At 75.8% G+C, this 17,006-nt stretch carries 14 protein-coding genes and 1 rRNA gene; 12 read left to right on the forward strand and 3 right to left on the reverse strand.

Features of this window, described 5'->3' with window-relative positions; all coding sequences use genetic code 11:
• Positions 1-94: ribosomal RNA gene (rrf, locus tag ACGF7U_RS28895) — 5S ribosomal RNA — on the forward strand; the annotation flags it as partial.
• Between the two features lie 91 nt (positions 95-185).
• Here rrf and ACGF7U_RS28900 read toward each other — a convergent pair.
• Complete coding sequence (locus ACGF7U_RS28900; protein WP_393112007.1) at positions 186-1,532, reverse strand: hypothetical protein; 1,347 nt, start codon at positions 1,530-1,532, stop codon at positions 186-188.
• Between ACGF7U_RS28900 and ACGF7U_RS28905 the strand changes: the two genes are divergently transcribed.
• Positions 1,491-2,543, forward strand: coding sequence for a Replicase polyprotein 1ab (locus tag ACGF7U_RS28905; RefSeq protein WP_393112134.1), 1,053 nt, complete (start codon positions 1,491-1,493; stop codon positions 2,541-2,543). The two genes, ACGF7U_RS28900 and ACGF7U_RS28905, sit on opposite strands and share 42 nt — an antisense overlap.
• The gene (locus tag ACGF7U_RS28910; protein ID WP_393112009.1) at positions 2,540-3,556 is read left to right on the forward strand and encodes an HAD-IIA family hydrolase; all 1,017 of its coding nucleotides are present in this window, start codon (positions 2,540-2,542) and stop codon (positions 3,554-3,556) included. Before ACGF7U_RS28905 ends, ACGF7U_RS28910 begins: the two co-directional genes overlap by 4 nt.
• An 85-nt stretch (positions 3,557-3,641) precedes the next feature.
• On the opposite strand, the gene ACGF7U_RS28915 is transcribed toward ACGF7U_RS28910, so the two are convergent.
• Positions 3,642-3,980 (reverse strand): SCP2 sterol-binding domain-containing protein, encoded by a 339-nt coding sequence (locus ACGF7U_RS28915; protein WP_393112011.1) that lies wholly within the window; start codon positions 3,978-3,980, stop codon positions 3,642-3,644.
• Positions 3,981-4,094: 114 nt separating this feature from the next.
• Between ACGF7U_RS28915 and ACGF7U_RS28920 the strand changes: the two genes are divergently transcribed.
• The 5 genes from ACGF7U_RS28920 to ACGF7U_RS28940 all read left to right on the forward strand — a co-directional run bounded on the left by ACGF7U_RS28920 (position 4,095) and on the right by ACGF7U_RS28940 (position 10,913).
• On the forward strand, positions 4,095-4,736 hold the full coding sequence (locus ACGF7U_RS28920; RefSeq protein WP_393112013.1) for a phasin family protein: 642 nt from the start codon (positions 4,095-4,097) through the stop codon (positions 4,734-4,736).
• Positions 4,737-4,764: 28 nt separating this feature from the next.
• The gene (locus tag ACGF7U_RS28925) at positions 4,765-5,037 is read left to right on the forward strand and encodes a hypothetical protein (RefSeq protein WP_393112015.1); all 273 of its coding nucleotides are present in this window, start codon (positions 4,765-4,767) and stop codon (positions 5,035-5,037) included.
• Positions 5,038-5,059: 22 nt separating this feature from the next.
• Positions 5,060-5,920 carry a TlyA family RNA methyltransferase gene (locus tag ACGF7U_RS28930; RefSeq protein ID WP_393112017.1) on the forward strand — a complete coding sequence of 287 codons (861 nt, stop codon included), beginning with the start codon at positions 5,060-5,062 and terminating at the stop codon, positions 5,918-5,920.
• 79 nt (positions 5,921-5,999) lie between these two features.
• A complete protein-coding gene (locus ACGF7U_RS28935; RefSeq protein WP_393112019.1) occupies positions 6,000-6,884 on the forward strand; it encodes an NAD kinase in 885 nt (294 codons plus the stop codon).
• 297 nt (positions 6,885-7,181) lie between these two features.
• A complete protein-coding gene (locus ACGF7U_RS28940; RefSeq protein WP_393112021.1) occupies positions 7,182-10,913 on the forward strand; it encodes a S8 family serine peptidase in 3,732 nt (1,243 codons plus the stop codon).
• Positions 10,914-10,981: 68 nt separating this feature from the next.
• On the opposite strand, the gene ACGF7U_RS28945 is transcribed toward ACGF7U_RS28940, so the two are convergent.
• Positions 10,982-11,962: a TrmB family transcriptional regulator gene (locus ACGF7U_RS28945; protein ID WP_393112023.1), complete on the reverse strand. Its 981-nt coding sequence runs from the start codon at positions 11,960-11,962 to the stop codon at positions 10,982-10,984.
• A gap of 90 nt (positions 11,963-12,052) precedes the next feature.
• Between ACGF7U_RS28945 and recN the strand changes: the two genes are divergently transcribed.
• From recN to ACGF7U_RS28965, 4 genes are all read left to right on the forward strand, one after another.
• On the forward strand, positions 12,053-13,810 hold the full coding sequence (gene recN / locus ACGF7U_RS28950) for a DNA repair protein RecN (RefSeq protein ID WP_393112025.1): 1,758 nt from the start codon (positions 12,053-12,055) through the stop codon (positions 13,808-13,810).
• Between the two features lie 119 nt (positions 13,811-13,929).
• Entirely contained in the window at positions 13,930-15,108 is a 1,179-nt protein-coding gene (gene steA, locus ACGF7U_RS28955; protein WP_393112027.1) for a putative cytokinetic ring protein SteA, read from the forward strand.
• A gap of 27 nt (positions 15,109-15,135) precedes the next feature.
• Entirely contained in the window at positions 15,136-16,077 is a 942-nt protein-coding gene (locus ACGF7U_RS28960) for a copper transporter (protein ID WP_393112029.1), read from the forward strand.
• Between the two features lie 61 nt (positions 16,078-16,138).
• The gene (locus ACGF7U_RS28965) at positions 16,139-17,005 is read left to right on the forward strand and encodes a hypothetical protein (RefSeq protein ID WP_393112031.1); all 867 of its coding nucleotides are present in this window, start codon (positions 16,139-16,141) and stop codon (positions 17,003-17,005) included.
• Position 17,006 lies beyond the last annotated feature (1 nt).

Genomic DNA, 17,006 nt, shown 5'->3' on the forward strand with positions numbered 1-17,006 from the left:
AACGCCCGGTTACATTCCGAACCCGGAAGCTAAGCCCTCCAGCGCCGATGGTACTGCACTCGGGAGGGTGTGGGAGAGTAGGACACCGCCGGACAATCATTCCAGTCGAGGGCCGCCCCATCCGGGTCGGCCCTCGACTGCGTAGCGCCATAGGTGGCGCAATGAGGAAGGATGTACCTGTGAGTTCAGGATCGCAGGGCGGAGATCGTCCCCGTCGTAACGACGACCGCTCGGGCGGGCGCGAGGGCGCCCCGCGCCGCGGCGACGGACCCTCGTACCGGAACGACCGGGACGGTCAGCGCGGCGGGTACGCCGGCGGTGACCGCCGCGAGGGTGGCTTCCGGTCCGGTTCCCGCGACGGCGGCGCCCCCCGTCGTGATGGCGGCGAGCGCCAGGGCGGTTTCCGTGGTGACCGCGACGCCTCCCGTGGCGGTGAGCGCCGCGAGGGTGGCTTCCGCGGCGGTGACCGCGAGGGCGGTTTCCGCGGCGGCGATCGTCGCGAGGGTGGCTTCCGTTCGGGTCCGCCGCGCGAGGGTGGCTTCCGCCGTGACGGCGGCGATCGTCAGGGCGGCTTCCGCAGCGATGGTGACCGCCGTGAGGGCGGTTTCCGCGGCGGTGAGCGTCGCGAGGGTGGCTTCCGTTCGGGTCCGCCCCGCGAGGGTGGCGCTGGGCGGGACGACCGTCGCGAGGGCGGTTTCCGCGGCGGTGACCGCGAGGGCTTCCGTGGCGGAGATCGTCGTGAAGGCGGCGAGCGTCCGGGCGGTGGCTTCCGCGGTGGTGACCGTGAGGGCGGTTTCCGTGGCGGTGAGCGCCGTGAGGGCGGTTTCCGCGGTGGCGATCGCCGTGAAGGCGGCGAGCGTCCGGGCGGTGGCTTCCGCGGCGGTGACCGCGAGGGCGGCTTCCGTGGCGGCGATCGTCGCGAGGGCGGTTTCCGCGGTGGTGACCGTGAGGGCGGTTTCCGTGGCGGCGATCGTCGCGAGGGTGGCTTCCGTGGCGGTGACCGCGAGGGCGGCTTCCGTGGTGGTGAGCGCCGGGAGGGTGGCTTCCGTCGCGAGGGCGGCGAGCGTCCGGGCGGTGGCTACCGCGGTGGTGACCGTGAGGGCGGTTTCCGTGGTGGTGAGCGCCGGGAGGGTGGCTTCCGTCGCGAGGGCGGCGAGCGTCCGGGCGGTGGCTTCCGGGGCGGTGACCGCGAGGGTGGCTTCCGTGGCGGCGATCGTCGCGAGGGCGGCTTCCGGGGCGGTGACCGCGAGGGCGGCTTCCGCCGCGAAGGCGGCTATGGCGGTGGCGAGCGTCGCGAAGGCGGCTACCGGGGTGGTGAGCGCCGCGAGGGTGGCTTCCGTGGTGGTGACCGCGAGGGCGGCTACCGTGGCGGTGAGCGCCGCGACGAGCGACGGGAACGTCCGGAGGCGGAGGGCGAGCGCACCCAGGCACCGGCGCTGCCCGACGAGATCGTCGCCACCGACCTCGACAAGGACGTCCGGGCCGAGTTGCTGTCGCTGGCCAAGCCGGTCGCCGAGACGGTTGCCCGACACCTCGTGGCCACGGGCCAGTTGATCGACGAGGACCCGGCGGAGGCGCTGGCGCACGCGCTGGCCGCTCGTCGGCTGGCGTCCCGGATCGCCGCTGTCCGCGAGGCGGTGGGTCTGGCCGCGTACCACGCGGGGGAGTGGCAGACCGCGATCGCGGAGCTGCGCACGTACCACCGGATGACCGGGCTGCAGAGCCACCTGGCCGTGCTGGCGGACTGCGAGCGGGCCCTGGGCCGGCCGGAGCGGGCGATCGACCTGTTCCGTGGCGCGGACCGGGAGAAGCTGGACCAGGCCGTGACGATCGAGCTGCTGATCGTGGCGGCCGGTGCGCGCGGCGACCTCGGCCAGAAGGACGCCGCGGTGGCCATGCTCCAGGTTCCCGAGCTGACCACCGAGGCGGCCGAGCCGTGGACGGCCCGGCTGCGCTACGCGTACGCCGATGCGCTCCTCGCGGTCGGTCGTCGCGAGGAGGCCCGCGAGTGGTTCTCCCGGGCGGCTGACGTGGACGCGGAGGGCGAGACCGACGCCGCGGAGCGCCTGCTGGAACTCGACGGTGTGGTGATCGAGGGCGACGAGGAGGACGAGGATTCCCCCGAGGCGATCGCCTCCGGTCCCGGGACCCCGGGTGCGGTGCCGGCCCGTCCGGACGCCGACCTGACCGGTGAGAGCGAGCCCGCCGACCGCGACGACGAGCGACAGGGCCAGGCCGGCACCGTCGACGAGCCGGAGCAGGCCGGAATCGCGGACGAGCGGCGGGACGAGGCCGCGGCCGTGCCGACGGACGATCTGGCCGAGGACGAGCTGACCGACGACGAGGCGCGCGCTGTCGCGGCCGGTCCCGCCGCGGACCGCACCGCAACCGGCGTCACCGACGCCGACGGCACCGCGACGGACGTCACCGACACCGCCGTCGCCGACACCGACGTCGCCGACACCGACGTCGCCGACGGCGCGGCCGACGGCGACGTCACCGCGACGGACGGCACCGGCGAGTCGGACGCCGCGCAGCGATGACGACGGGCACCGGGGAGCGGCTGGTCGACGGGTACGCCCTGGTCGTCTTCGACCTCGATGGCGTGATCTACCTGATCGACCGGCCGATCCCCGGCGCGGTCGAGGCGGTCGGCCGGCTGCACGCGGAGGGGCGGGCGGTCGCGTACGCGACCAACAACGCCTCGCGCCGCTCCAGCGAGGTGGCCGACCTGCTGACCGGGATGGGCGTCCCCGCCCGGCCGGAGGAGGTGCTCACCTCCGCGGCAGCCGCCGCCGAGCTGCTCCGCGACCGGCTCCCCGCCGGCGCCGCGGTGCTGGTGGTCGGCGCCGAGGCGCTGCGGGCCGAGGTCCGCGCGGCCGGCCTGACGCCGGTGTCGCGGGCCGACGAGTCGCCGGTCGCGGTGGTGCAGGGGTACGGGCCGCAGGTCGGCTGGGTGGACCTGGCCGAGGCATCGGTGGCCGTGCGCGGCGGGGCGACCTGGGTCGCCACCAACACCGACCGGACGCTGCCCAGCGGTCGGGGACCGTTGCCGGGAAACGGCGCGCTGGTCGCCGCGCTGCGGACCGCGCTCGGCCGCGATCCCGACGTGGTGGTCGGCAAGCCCGAGCCGGCGCTGTTCGCCACCGCGGCCCGCCGCGTCGGCGGGGGCCGGGCGCTGGTGGTCGGCGACCGGCTCGACACCGACATCGAGGGCGCCCGTCGGGCGGGGCTGGACAGCCTGCTGGTGCTCACCGGCGTCAGCGACGCGGCCGAACTGCTGGCCGCCCCTCCGCCGCGGCGGCCGACGTACGTCTCGATGGACCTGGCCGGGCTCTTCGACCCGGCGGCGGTGGTGCGGGTCCCGGGCGCGGCGGACACCGGCGGGTGGTCGGTGGCGGCGCGGGACGGCGCGCTGGAACTGTCCGGCGCCGGCCGCCCGCTGGACGCGCTGGCGGCGCTCTGTGCGGCCGCCTGGTCCGCGGAGCCGGCGCGGGTGCGCCCCGGCTCGGCGCAGGCCACGCAGGCCCTGACCGCGCTCGGCCTCTCCGCCTGAGCGACCCGACCGCATCACGCCGGGCACGCGATGGCATCGCCGCCGGGGGCGTGCGGTCGCATCGCGTCGGCCGCGCGGCCCGCGATCAGAGCAGCTTGCGCAGCTTCATCAGGTCGAGTGGGTTGGCCTTGATCGACACACGCCGGGACGTGACCGCGCGGGTGACGTCGAGCTCACCGCGCACCAACGCGAGCAGGTCGTCGCTGCTCGTGCTCAGCGCGATCTTGGCCTTCGGATCGTCGCCGTCGGCCAGGTCGACCAGGCGGCCGCCGGTGAGCCGGCCGTGAAAGGCGGTGTCGAGGTCGGTGATCCGGCAGGCCAGCGTCCGGTCCAGGTCGATCTTCTCCCGCACCGTCTCCGCGTTGCGGTCCAACCGGGCGGCCAGATCCTGCAACGCCTGCCGGCACTCGTCCACGCTGGCCACGATCGCTCCCTTGCCGTTCGCCACGCCGTCCCCGGCACCGTACCGCACGGGGCGTCGTGGGGTGCCCGGTAGCGTGACACCTGCACACCCCCCGCCCCGCGGAAGGACTCAGGCATGCAGGACGCGTGGCGCGCCTACCTCGAGCTGGCCATGGGCCTGACGGAGGCGCCCCGGAAGAAGGCCCAGGACGCGGCGCGCCGCCTCGTCGGCTCCGGCGGGGCGACCGCCGCCCAGCTGCAGGCGCTCGCCGAGGAACTCGTCTCCACCGGCGCGGCGAACCGGGAGGCGCTGACCAAGCTGGTCCGGTTCGAGGTCGACCGGGCCCTCGGTGCGGTGGGGCTGGCCACCGCCGACGAGGTCGCCGAGCTGACCCGCCGGGTGCACGAGCTGGAGCGTCAGCTCCGGGAGGCCAGGACGACCCTCGCCGCCCCGCCGGCCGCGACCGTCACCCCGTCGCCCACGACGTCCGAGGCGCCGTCCGGCACCGGCGCGAGGCCGGCCGCCCCGGGCGCCGCCGAGCCGGCCGCGCCCCCCGCCGCGTCGGAGGGCTCCGCCGCGGCGCAGCCGGTGGCCAGGAAGGCGGTGGCCAAGAAGGCGGTGGCGAAGAAGGCCGTGGCCAAGAAGGCGGTGGCGAAGAAGGCGGTGGCGAAGCGGGCCCCGTCGGCCGTGGCCCCGGCCGAGGCCACCGACGTGGAGCCGGCCCGGCCGGTGAAGAAGGCGCCGGGCCACCCGGATCAGCCGGGCGGTGGGGCGTGACCCGCCCCACGCCGGCCGGGAGCGGCTCGTGACCGGCCCGTACCGACCCGGCCCGCCGCCCGGCGCCCGTCCCGGCCCGCCCCCCGGCGTCCGGCCGGCCCCCACGCCCGGACCGCGACCGGGGCCGCCGCCACGCCCCGAGCCGCCCGAGGACCTCGACGACATACGCCATCCCGCCGTCGAGGCCGCCGTGCGGGCGATGGCCAACGCCGCGACGCTCGCCCCGGCCGACCAGGTCGCGCAGTACGAGGCGGCGTACGAGACGCTGCGGGAAACCCTCGCCACCATCGACCAGGCCTGACCGGACCGGAGAAGAACCACGCATGGCACGTCGTAACCGGCTGGACGCCGAACTCGTCCGCCGCGGTCTGGCCCGCTCCCGGGAGCAGGCCGCCGCGCTGGTGGAGGCCGGCCGGGTCCAGTTGCGCGGGGTGCCCGCCCGCAAGCCCGCCGCGATGGTCGACCCCGCCGACCCGCTGCTGGTCACCGGCGAGGACCCCAGCTCGGAGTACGTCTCCCGGGGCGGGCACAAGCTGGCCGGCGCGCTGGCCGCGTTCGCCCCCGGTGGGCTGGGGGTCGCCGGCCGGCGCTGCCTGGACGCGGGCGCCTCGACCGGCGGCTTCACCGACGTCCTGCTGCGCGCCGACGCGGCCGAGGTGGTCGCCGTCGACGTCGGCTACGGGCAGCTCGCGTGGCCGCTGCGCAACGACCCCCGGGTGCGGGTCTTCGAGCGCACCAACGTCCGTACGCTGACGCCGGAGATCATCGGCGGGCCGGTCGACCTCACGGTCGCCGACCTGTCGTTCATCTCGCTGCGGCTGGTGCTGCCGGCGCTGGCCGGGTGCACCCGGCCCGACGGCGACCTCGCGCTGATGGTGAAGCCGCAGTTCGAGGTCGGCAAGGAGCGGGTCGGCGCCGGCGGGGTGGTCCGCGACCCGGCGCTGCGCGCCGAGGCGGTTCTGGACGTGGCCGCCGCGGCGGCGCGCCTCGACCTCGGTCTGGCCGACGTGGCCGCCAGCCCGCTGCCGGGGCCGAGCGGCAACGTCGAGTTCTTCGTATGGTTACGCCGGGACGCACCGCCGGCCGATCCGGAGCGGGTGCGTGCCGTGGTGACTGCCGGGCCGCAGGGCTCGGCGCCGTCCGGCGGCCTGCCGGACGCGGCGACGGAGGAGGTGGCCGGGTGAGCGAGCTGGCGAGCCCCGCGGTCGCGGCTGCGCCGCGACGGTGCGGGGTGCGGGTGGGCGCGACGGGACGGCCGTCCCGGTGAGCCGCACCGCCCTGCTGGTCACGCACACCGGCCGCCGCCGCAGCACCGAGCACGCGCGGGCGGTGGCCGCCGACCTCATCGCGGCCGGGTTCGAGGTGCGGGTCGTCGCGGAGGAGGCCGACGACCTCGACCTGCCCGGCGTGGTCCCGGTGACCGGCCCGCAGGCGGCCGAGGGCGCGGAGATCGTCTTCGCGCTCGGCGGGGACGGCACGTTCCTGCGCGCGGCGGAGCTGGCCCGGCCGGCGAAGGCGCCGCTGCTCGGCATCAACCTCGGCAAGGTCGGCTTCCTCGCCGAGGCGGAGATCGACGACCTCGACAGCGCGGTGCGGGACGTGGTGGACCGCAACTACACCGTGGACGAGCGGCTCACCCTCGACGTGACCGCCGAGTTCGACGGCGGCCCGACCATCGAGTCCTGGGCGCTCAACGAGATCAGCGTCGAGAAGGGCGAGCGCGCCCAGATGCTGGAACTCCTCGTCGACGTGGACGGTCGCCCGCTGTCCCGCTACGGCTGCGACGGCGTGGTCTGCGCGACCCCCACCGGCTCGACGGCGTACGCGTTCTCCGGCGGCGGGCCGGTGGTCTGGCCCGAGGTGGAGGCACTGCTCCTGGTCCCGATCAGCGCGCACGCGCTGTTCAGCCGACCGCTGGTCACCGCGCCCACCTCCACGTTCGCCATCACCGTCGACCCGTTCACCACCCTTGCGGTGCTGTCCTGCGACGGCCGGCGCGTCTACGACCTGCCGCCCGGGGCGCGGGTCACCGTGCGGCGCGGCGCGCTGCCCGTGCGCATCGTCCGGCTGCGGGACCGCCCGTTCACCGACCGGCTGGTGGCGAAGTTCGACCTGCCCGTGCACGGCTGGCGCGGCAACCGCCGCTGACCGCGACCGTCCCCCGGCCGCTCGGCCCGTCGTCCCCGCGGCCCAGACCGGCCGGCCCGCCGGCGGGCACCGGCCGGGGCCGGTGGGCGGTCCGCCGGCGAGCACGGGTCGGGGCCGGTGGGCGGTCCGCCGGCGAGCACGGGGCGGGCCGGTCCGGGTGCCGGCCCGCCCGTGTCCACCTGGCGACATGTCGCCGGTGCGGCGCACCGTGGCTAGTGACCACACGATGATCTCTGTCGCAGACTCCGATCGGCCGGCTCCCACGGGTGCCGGCCCTGGAGTAGAGGAGCGCATCGCATGCACTGGCCCCCACGCTGGCTCGCCGCCGGCGCGGTCGGCGCGCTGGTGGTCGGACTCGCCGCCCCGGCGTCCGCCGCCCCGCCCGCCCGGCCCACCGGCCCGAACCCGGGCACACCCGCCCCGGGCGGCGCCGCGCCCGTCCGTATCACGCTGATCACCGGTGACCAGGTCGAGCTGGCCCCGGCCGCGTCCGGGCGGGTGGCCGCCACGGTCCGCCCCGGCCCCGGCCGCGACCGGGTCACCTTCCACAGCACCGAGGTCGACGGCGGGGTGCGGATCGTCCCCAGCGACGTCGTGCCGTACCTCTCCGCCGGGGTGCTCGACCCGGACCTCTTCGACGTGCAGGAGTTGGCCGCGGCCGGGTACGGCGACGCCGACCAGGGCGCGCTCCCGCTGATCGTGCGCTACCGGGAGCCGGCCGCCGGGCGGGTCCGCTCGCTCGCCGGCGCCACCGCCGCCCGGCCGTTGAAGAGCATCAACGGCGCGTCCCTGCGCGTCGACAAGGGCGACCTCGGCGGCCTGTGGAGCACGCTGCGGGCCGCCCCGGCCGGTCGCGCCACCGGTGCCGACGCGGCCCGGTTCGGCGCCGGCATCGCCCGGGTGTGGCTGGACGGACGGGTCCGCCCGGTGCTGGAGCACAGTGTGTCGCAGATCGGCGCGCCGACCGCCTGGTCGGCCGGCCGCGACGGCGCCGGTGTGCGGGTCGCGGTGCTCGACACGGGGGCCGACGCCGCGCACCCCGACCTGGCCGGCCGGATCGCCGGCAGCCAGGACTTCTCCGGCAGCGGGAGCGCCGGTGACGGGCACGGGCACGGCACCCACGTGGCGGCCACGATCGCCGGCAGCGGCGTCGCCTCCGGCGGGCTGCGCAAGGGCGTCGCTCCCGGCGCGCAGTTGCTGATCGGCAAGGTTCTCGACGACGGCGGCAGCGGCTACGAGTCGGCCATCATCGCCGGCATGGAGTGGGCCGCCCACTCCGGCGCCAGGGTGGTCAACATGAGCCTCGGCGGCAGCCCCACCGACGGCACCGACCCGATGAGCCAGGCCCTCGACGACCTGACCGCACAGACCGGTGCGCTCTTCGTGGTCGCCGCCGGCAACGACGGCGCGGCCCGCACCGTCGGCACCCCCGGCGCGGCGACCGCGGCGCTCACCGTCGGCGCGGTCGACCGCGCCGACCAACTGGCCGACTTCTCCAGCCGTGGGCCGCGGGTCGGCGACAGCGGCCTGAAGCCGGAGATCACCGCGCCGGGCGTCGCCATCGTCGCCGCCCGTGCCGCCGGCACCACCATGGGCACCCCGGTGGGGGAGGCGTACACCGGCGCGTCCGGCACCTCGATGGCCACCCCGCACGTTGCCGGCGCGGCCGCCATCCTCGCCCAGGACCACCCGGACTGGACCGCCGGCCAGCTCAAGGACGCCCTGGTCAGCACCGCGAAGAACAACCCCGCGCTGACCGTCTTCGAGCAGGGCGCCGGCCGGGTCGACGTGACCCGGGCGCTGGGCCAGCGGGTGTACGGCACGGCCACCGCCGACTTCGGCCGGATCGCCGCCGGCAGCGGGGCGACGGAACGGACCGTCACGTACACCAACGGCACCACGACGGCGCAGACGCTGCGGCTCGCCATCGAGCTGCGCAACCTGGACAGCGGCGCGGCCGAGGCCGACGGCGTGTCCGTCGGCGCCACCGAGGTCACCGTGCCCGCCGGCGGCAGCGCCACCGTGCCGCTGCGCACGGATCCCGCGAAGCTGGACCGCGGCCCGCACGGCGGCTGGCTGGTGGCGACCGGCGCGGACGGCGTCTCGGTGCGCACCGCCGTCGGGTTCACCCTCAACGGCCCGCTGCACACCGTGACCCTGCGCGCGCTGGACATGGCCGGGCAGCCCGGCGTGGCGCCGGTGGCCACCCTCTTCGGCGAGCACCCCGAATCCGATCACCTCGGTTGGATCGCCGGTGAGTCGCAGGTGCGGGTCGAGGAGGGCCCGTACCTGCTTCAGGCGCTCATCGAGCACGGCGCCCCACTGGACGAGCAGATCACCCTGGTCACCGACCCGGAGCTGACGGTGGACCGGGACCTCACCGTGGTGCTCGACCCGCGCAGGGGCACGCCGGTGCGGATCGAGACGCCGAAGCCGGCGGAGCAGCGCTCGTCGATCAGCTTCTACGAGCACCGGGTCTTCGGCAACGGCCGGCAGGTCGACCACGGAGTGATGACGTTCAGCACCATCCAGCAGGTCAACGTGACACCGACCCGCCGGGTCACCCGGGGCGAGTTCGAGTTCTCCTCCCGCTGGCAGCTGGTCAAACCGATGGTGGACGCCACCGTGAGCGGGGTGGCCGGCCCGCTGGACATCAACCTGCTGAACCGGTCCCCTGCCCCCGCCGGCCGGCGGAAGCTGCCGCTGGTCTGGGCCGGCACCGGGACCCCCGCCGAACTGGCCCGGGCCCGGGGCGCGACCGCGCTGCTCGTCGCCGATCCGGAGCGCTCGGAGGAGGAGCAGGTCGCGGCGGCCGCCGCGGCCGGGGTGGCGGTGGCGCTGATCGTCCGCCCGGCGGACTCGAGCGCCTGGACGGTCTGGACCCCGACCGGCGACCGGTTGCCCATCCCCGCCCTGGTGGTGGCGTACGACGACGGCCAGCGGATCGTCGCGGCGGCCCGGGCCGGACGCGCCACGCTGGACCTGGCGTTGACCGTGGACAGCCCCTACCTGTACGACGTGTTCCAGGTGTCGAAGGGCCGGGTGCCGGAGCGGATCGTGCACCGGGTGACCGCGGCGAACACCGCCGAGGTGACCGCGCGTTACGCCGACACCGGCGGGTTCGACTGGACCAAGGAGCAGCGGTTCGGCTGGCGGCCGTGGCAGGAGTACTCCTGGAACGACGACCAGCGGCTGGTGCGTACCGGCACCGCCCGGCGGGAGTGGGTCAGCGCCGGGGACTCCTGGTGGCAGCAGCGGGTCCTGCACCGGCTCACCTTCTCGAACTCCGGCAAGCTGCTCGGCGGGCTGACCGAGCGGCCACGCCGGTACGCCGCCACCGACCGGGTCACCGAGTTCTGGTACGCCCCGGTGGTCCGGCCCGCGGTGCCGGCAGTTCCCGGCGCCCCGGTGCCCAGGCGTACCGGGGACGTCCTGGACCTGCGGGTCGCCGAGTTCGTCGACGCCGACGGGCACCACGGCCTCGCGGGGACAAGCGAGGAGCGGGACGCGGTCGAGGCCCGGCTCAGCCGGGACGGGCAGCAGATCGCCGACCTGAGCGGCGGCTGGGCGCCGGTGGCCACCACGCCGGACGCCGCCCGGTACCGGTTGGACGTGACCACCCGCCGCTCGTCGGAGGAGTGGCGCCGGGCCACCCGGACCGAGACGAGCTGGCAGTTCGGCTCGGCCCGCCCGGCCGGTGACGCGGCGCAGCCGCTGCCGCTGCTCCAGGTGGAGTACCAGGTGCCCGCCGACCTGCGGGGCGAGGTGGCCGGCGCGCGCGGGCACCGGCTCGGCCTGACGCTCCGCCAGCCGGCCGGCGTGCCGGCCCCGCAGGGCACCCGCCTGCGGGTGGAGGTGTCGTTCGACGCCGGGGCGACCTGGCGGTCGGTGCCGGTGCGCGGCTCGGGCACCCGGTACACCGCGCTGGTGCCCGCCGGCCGGGGCGCGGTGTCGCTGCGGGTACACGCCACCGACCGTGCCGGCAACGCCGTCGACCAGACCGTGACCGACGCGTACGGCCTGCGCTGAGCGGGCGCGGGGCGGGACGGCCGGTCCGGCCGTCCCGCCCCGTGGTCACCGCCCGGAGCAGCGCCGGTTCAGAGCCAGCCGCGCCGGGCGGCCTGGTAGGCCAGCCCCGGCCGGGTGTCCACCCCGGCGACCGCCATCAGGTCGGCCAGCCGGCGCTGCACGGTACGCCGGCTCACCCCGAGCTGGGAGGCGATGGACTTGTCCGGCACCCCGGCGACGAAGAGCGAGAGCAGCCGGACCTCGTCGGCGTCCGGGCGGTCCCCGTCGGCGGCGCCCGCCAACGTGCCGCCCGGCCGCAGCGGCGTGGCGACCCGCCAGTGGCTCTCGAAGAGGGCGAGCAGCGCGTCCAGTAGCTGGCTGCGGCCGATCACCGCGGCGCTCGGCTCCCCGCTGTCCCGTTCCGGCACCAGCGGGCAGATCGCCGTCCGGGCGTCCACGATGGCCAGCCGGACCGGCAGCCGGTCCGCCACCCGGGCCTGCTCTCCGGCGCGTACGCCCTGCTCGACGTCCGCCAGGGCGCCCGGTTCGAGGAGCATGTCGCGCTCGTAGATGGCCCGGTAGCGCACCCCGCGGGCCAGCGCGTCGAACTCCTCGACGTTCTCCTGCCCGGGCATCGCCAGCGGGTTGGCCCGGCAGAACCAGAGCACCTCGCTGCGCGCGGCGTTCTGCAGGTCCCGCAGCCGTTCCCGGAGCGCGCCGGCACCCGTGATCACCTCGACGAGGTGGTCGGCGTCGTGCCGGCGCAGGCCGGAGCGGTACTCCTCCGTCAGCCGGCTGATCGCCACCCGGGCCGCCTCCAGCGCCTCCTGGTGGCGCAGCAGCGTCCCGCCGAGGGCGACGTCGGGCGCCAGTGGTCGCACCGGCCCGCCCGGGTCGGGACCGGCGGGCAGGACCAGCCCCTTGCCGCGCAGCGCGTCGAGTTGGGCGACGACCGCGGCGCGCGGGCGGCGCAGCCGCCGGGCCAGCTCGTCGGGTCGGGCCACGGTGAGCTGGACGAGGCAGCGGTACAGCTCTTCCTCGTCCGGGGCCAGGCCGATCACGTCCAACACCGGGCTGAACTGTACGACGCCGCCGGGCAGGCCACGACGCCGCGTCGCCGGCTGGTCAACTGTCGGGGGCCGCGTCTACTGTCGGATGCTGTGCTGGAAGAGCTGCGCATCACCGGACTGGGCGTCATCGAGGACACCACGCTGCCGTTGACCGGCGGCATGAACGTCATCACCGGCGAGACCGGTGCGGGCAAGACCATGGTGGTCACCGGCCTCGGCCTGCTCTTCGGTGGCCGCGCCGACGCGGGGCGGGTCCGGGCCCAGCCCGGCCGGGCGGTGGTGGAGGGCCGGCTGCGCCTCGGCGGCCGGGTCGCCGCCACCGTGCACGCCCGGATCGTCGACGCCGGGGGCGAGCCCGACGAGGACGGCTCGGTGCTGCTCAGCCGCACGGTCACCGTGGAGGGCCGGTCCCGGGCGCACCTGGGCGGGCGCAGCATGCCGGTGTCCATGCTCAGCGAGGTGGGCGAGCAGGTCGTCGCGGTGCACGGTCAGTCCGACCAGCTGCGGCTGCTGCGCCCCGCCGAGCAGCGGGCCGCGCTGGACCGGTTCGCCGGCGCGGAGCACGAGAAGCTGCTCGACGCGCTGCGCGAGGCGTACACGCGCTGGCGCGCGGTGGTCGACGACCTGACCGACCGGCGGCGCAACGCCCGCGAGCGCAACCAGGAGGCCGACCTGCTGCGGCTCGGCCTGGACGAGATCACCCGGGTCGACCCGCAGCCCGGCGAGGACGACGAGCTGAAGGCGGAGGCGCAGCGGCTGGAGCACGCCGAGGGGCTGCGCACGGCGGCGCAGATCGCCCACCAGTGCGTGGCCGGTGGCGTCGAGGCGACCGACGAGACCCCCGACGCCACGACGCTGCTCGGCACGGCCCGGCGCACCCTGGAGGCGCAGGCCGGCACGGATCCGGCGCTCGGCGAGCTGGCGGGGCGGCTGGAGGAGGCGGCCACCCTGGTGACGGACGTCTCCGCCGAGCTGTCGGCCTACCTCGCCGCGCTGGACGCCGACCCGGCCCGGTTGCAGGCGATCTACGAGCGCCGGGCGGCGCTGCGCGCACTGACCCGCAAGTACGCCGACGACGTCGACGGGGTGATCGCCTGGGCGGAGCGGGCCCGCACCCGGCTGTCCGACCTGGACACCTCCGACGAGCTCCTCGACGAGCTGGAGCGGGAGTCGTCGCGGCTGGCCGGCGAGGTGGCCGACCTGGCCGGCCGGGTGTCGACGTCCCGGCAGGAGGCGGCGACCCGCTTCGCCGAGCAGGTCACCGTCGAGCTGGCCGGCCTGGCCATGCCGCACGCCCGCATCGAGGTCGCGGTGCTGCCCCGGCCGGCCGGCCGCGCCGAGCCGACCCTGCCGGTCAACGGCGCCGAGGTCGGCATCGGCCCGGACGGCGGCGACGAGGTCGAGCTGCGCCTGCTGGCCCACCCCGGCGCGCCCTCGCTGCCGTTGCAGCGCGGCGCCTCCGGCGGTGAGCTGTCCCGGGTGATGCTCGCCATCGAGGTGGTCTTCGCCGGCTCGGGTGGGCCGCCCACGCTGGTCTTCGACGAGGTGGACGCCGGGGTCGGCGGCCAGGCCGCGGTGGAGATCGGCCGCCGGCTGGCCCGGCTGGCCCGCAGCCACCAGGTGCTCGTGGTCACCCACCTGCCGCAGGTCGCCGCGTTCGCCGACCGCCACCTGGTGGTGGCGAAGGACACCGGCGGGGCGGTCACCACGAGCGGGGTCCGCGTGGTGGAGGACACCGAACGCGCCCGCGAACTGGCGCGGATGCTCGCGGGTTTGCCCGATTCCGACCTGGGTATCGCCCACGCCGAGGAGCTTCTCGCCGTGGCGGCCCGGGAAAGGCGCCCGTGAGGTCGGCGATTGTGAGCACAGGCACACCGCCCTGCGCGCTGGTGTGTTTCCCTGGGTAGGCGGCCCTGCTCAGGCATGTCGCGACAGAAATGCCTGCCTCACATGCCAGGATGGTCACGATGCGTCTACCCACGTTGCGCCGGACCCGGAACGCGGAACCGGGCAGAATCCTCGGCACCGCGCGCCTGGACCGCCGGACGAAGCGCCTGGTCGGCCGGCTCCGCCCCGGTGACATCGCGGTCATCGACCACGTCGACCTCGACCGGGTGGCCGCCGACTCGCTCGTCGCCGTCGGTGTCGCCGCCGTGCTCAACGCCAAGCCGTCGGTCTCCGGCCGCTACCCCAACCTCGGCCCCGAGGTGCTGATCGGCGCGGGCATCCCGCTCCTGGACGACCTGGGCGAGGGGATCTTCGAGCGGATCCGCGAGGGCGACACCGTCCGCATCGAGGGCAACACCGTCTACGTCGGCGACGATCCGGTCGCGCACGGCAGCCTCCAGGACGCCGAGACGGTGGCCAAGGCGATGGCCGACGCCCGGGAGGGCCTGTCGGTCCAGCTCGAGGCGTTCGCCGCGAACACGATGGACTACCTCAAGCAGGAGCGCGACCTGCTCCTCGACGGCGTCGGCGTGCCGGAGATCCAGACCGAGATGCAGGGGCGGCACTGCCTGATCGTGGTGCGCGGCTACGACTACAAGGCCGACCTGGACGTGCTGCGCCCCTACATCCGCGAGTTCAAGCCGGTGCTGATCGGGGTCGACGGCGGCGCGGACGCGCTGGTGGAGGCCGGCTACACGCCGGACATGATCATCGGCGACATGGACTCGGTCACCGACGACGTGTTGCGCTGCGGCGCCGAGGTGGTCGTGCACGCCTACCCGGACGGGCGGGCGCCCGGCCTGGCCCGGGTCACCGGGCTCGGCGTGTCGGCGGTCACCTTCCCGGCGGCGGCGACCAGCGAGGACCTGGCCATGCTGCTGGCCGACGAGAAGGGCGCCTCGCTGCTGGTCGCCGTCGGCACGCATGCCACGCTGGTCGAGTTCCTCGACAAGGGGCGCGGCGGCATGGCCTCGACGTTCCTGACCCGGCTGAAGGTCGGCGGCAAGCTGGTCGACGCCAAGGGCGTGAGCCGGCTCTACCGGCAGAGCATCTCGGGCTCCTCGCTGCTGCTGCTGGTGCTCTCCGCGATCGCGGCGATGGCCTCCGCCGTGGCGGTCTCCACCGTCGGCAAGGCGTATTTGGGCGTGGTCTCCGAGTGGTGGAACAATTTCGTGTTCCAGCTTGAACAACTTTTCTAGCGTCCGACCGACCAAGAGGCTGCAGGTGTGATCAACTTCCGGTACCACGTGGTGTCCCTGACCGCGGTCTTCCTGGCGTTGGCGATCGGGCTGGTGGTCGGCACCGCCGCCCTGAACGGCCCGGTGGCCGACTCGCTGAAGGAAAACGTCAACGAGCTGCGCAAGGACAACCAGCAGATGCGCCAGTTGGTCCAGAACATGGAGCGCGAGCTGGAGCTCGAGGAGGACTTCGCGGCCCAGATGGCGGAGGTGGTCCTGCCCGGCAAGCTCACCGGCAAGCGGGTGCTGGTGCTCAGCCTGCCCACCGGGCGCGACCACACCGAGGGCGTGGTCAAGATGCTCCAGCTGGCCGGGGCCGAGGTGACCGGCCGCGTCGACCTGCAGGACAAGTTCATCAACCCGGACAACAACAACAACCTGCTGGAGCTGGCGGTCACCGCCGCGCGGCCGACCAGCGCGCCGACCTCCGGGCTGCCCGGCAACGGGCACGGGGTGGAGACGTCCAGCGCGCTGCTGGCCAGCGTCCTGTTGGACCGGGCGCCCGGCGCGACGCCCGTCAGCGAGGCCGACCGGCGGGCGGTGCTGGCCGCGTACACCAATGCCAACTACCTGACCACCGAGGAGCGGGTCAGCGCGTCGGCGGAGGCCGTCGTCGTGGTGAGCGGGCAGCCGTACGTCGACAAGGACTCGGCGAAGAAGGACGAGTCGGTGCTCAAGGTCGCCGAGCAGTTCGACCGGACGGGGACGATCGTCGTCGCCGGCAACGGCTCGGCCGGCGGCAACCTGGTGGCCGCCGTCCGGAGCGACCCCGTGCTGGTGCAGTCCATCTCCACCGTCGACAACGCCAACACCGTCCAGGGGCAGCTGGTCACCTCCCTCGCGCTGGTGCAGCAGGTGAACGAGAAGAAGGCCGGGCAGTACGGCGTCGGCGACAACGCGGCGTCCCTGCTGCCTAGACTGCCCCAGTGAGCGAACGACGTACCCCGGTGTCCGGATCCACGTACTGCCACGTTCGGCGGGAGGGGGCCGCGTGAGCACGCTCGGTCGACTGTTGATCGCCGGCGCGGGTGCCGCCGTCGCCCGGTACGCGCTGCGCGAGGTGCGCACGTCGCCGGCCGGGCCGGCGCTGGACCGGACCAACTTCCGGGGCCGCACGGTGACCCTGGCCGCCGGGCCCGCGCTCGCCGCCGGCGCCGCCGGGGCGGGCGCGTTCGGCGCCTCCAGCGCGTCCTCGGGCGCCGCCGCCCTGGTCGCCGGGGTGGGCGCCGGGGCGGTCGGGCTCTACGACGACGTGGTCGGGGCGCGGCCGGAGCAGAAGGCCGCCAAGGGCTTCGCCGGTCACCTGGCCGCGCTGCGCGAGGGCCGGGTCACCGCCGGGCTCGTCAAGATCGTCGGGGTGGGCGCGGCCGGTCTCGGCGCCGCCGCGCTGCTCGCCGCCGACCCCCGGGTCGCCGGGCACCGGCGCCGCCAGCGGCAGGGCGCCCTGGGCCGGGGCGTCGACGTGCTGCTCGGCGCGGGCGTGATCGCCGGCACCGCGAACCTGCTCAACCTGCTCGACCTGCGCCCCGGCCGTGCACTGAAGTCCGGCATCCTGCTCGGCGCCCCGCTCGCCGGTGGCCCGCACGGCGGGATCGCCGCCGGCGCGGTCGGCGCCGCGGCCGGGCTGCTCCCCGCCGACCTCGGCGAGGACGTGATGCTCGGCGACAGCGGCGCCAACGCGCTCGGCGCGCTGCTCGGCGTGGCGCTGGCCGCCCGCACCGGCCCGGTCGGGCGGGCCGGGCTGCTCGCCGTGCTCGCCGGCCTCACCGCGGCCAGCGAGAAGGTCAGCTTCACCCAGGTCATCCAGCGCACCCCGGGGCTGCGCGAGCTCGACGCGCTGGGCCGTCGCGCCGACTGAC

It is taken from the genome of Micromonospora sp. NPDC047670 (genome assembly GCF_043204915.1).
GTDB lineage: Bacteria > Actinomycetota > Actinomycetes > Mycobacteriales > Micromonosporaceae > Micromonospora.

What these genes read in the sequence shown, in the direction of transcription:
- ACGF7U_RS28940 (WP_393112021.1), top strand. Translation starts at nt 7,182, where the DNA reads ATGCACTGGCCCCCACGCTGGCTCGCCGCCGGCGCGGTCGGCGCGCTG.
- ACGF7U_RS28910 (WP_393112009.1), top strand. Translation starts at nt 2,540, where the DNA reads ATGACGACGGGCACCGGGGAGCGGCTGGTCGACGGGTACGCCCTGGTC.
- steA (WP_393112027.1), top strand. Translation starts at nt 13,930, where the DNA reads ATGCGTCTACCCACGTTGCGCCGGACCCGGAACGCGGAACCGGGCAGA.
- ACGF7U_RS28930 (WP_393112017.1), top strand. Translation starts at nt 5,060, where the DNA reads ATGGCACGTCGTAACCGGCTGGACGCCGAACTCGTCCGCCGCGGTCTG.
- ACGF7U_RS28920 (WP_393112013.1), top strand. Translation starts at nt 4,095, where the DNA reads ATGCAGGACGCGTGGCGCGCCTACCTCGAGCTGGCCATGGGCCTGACG.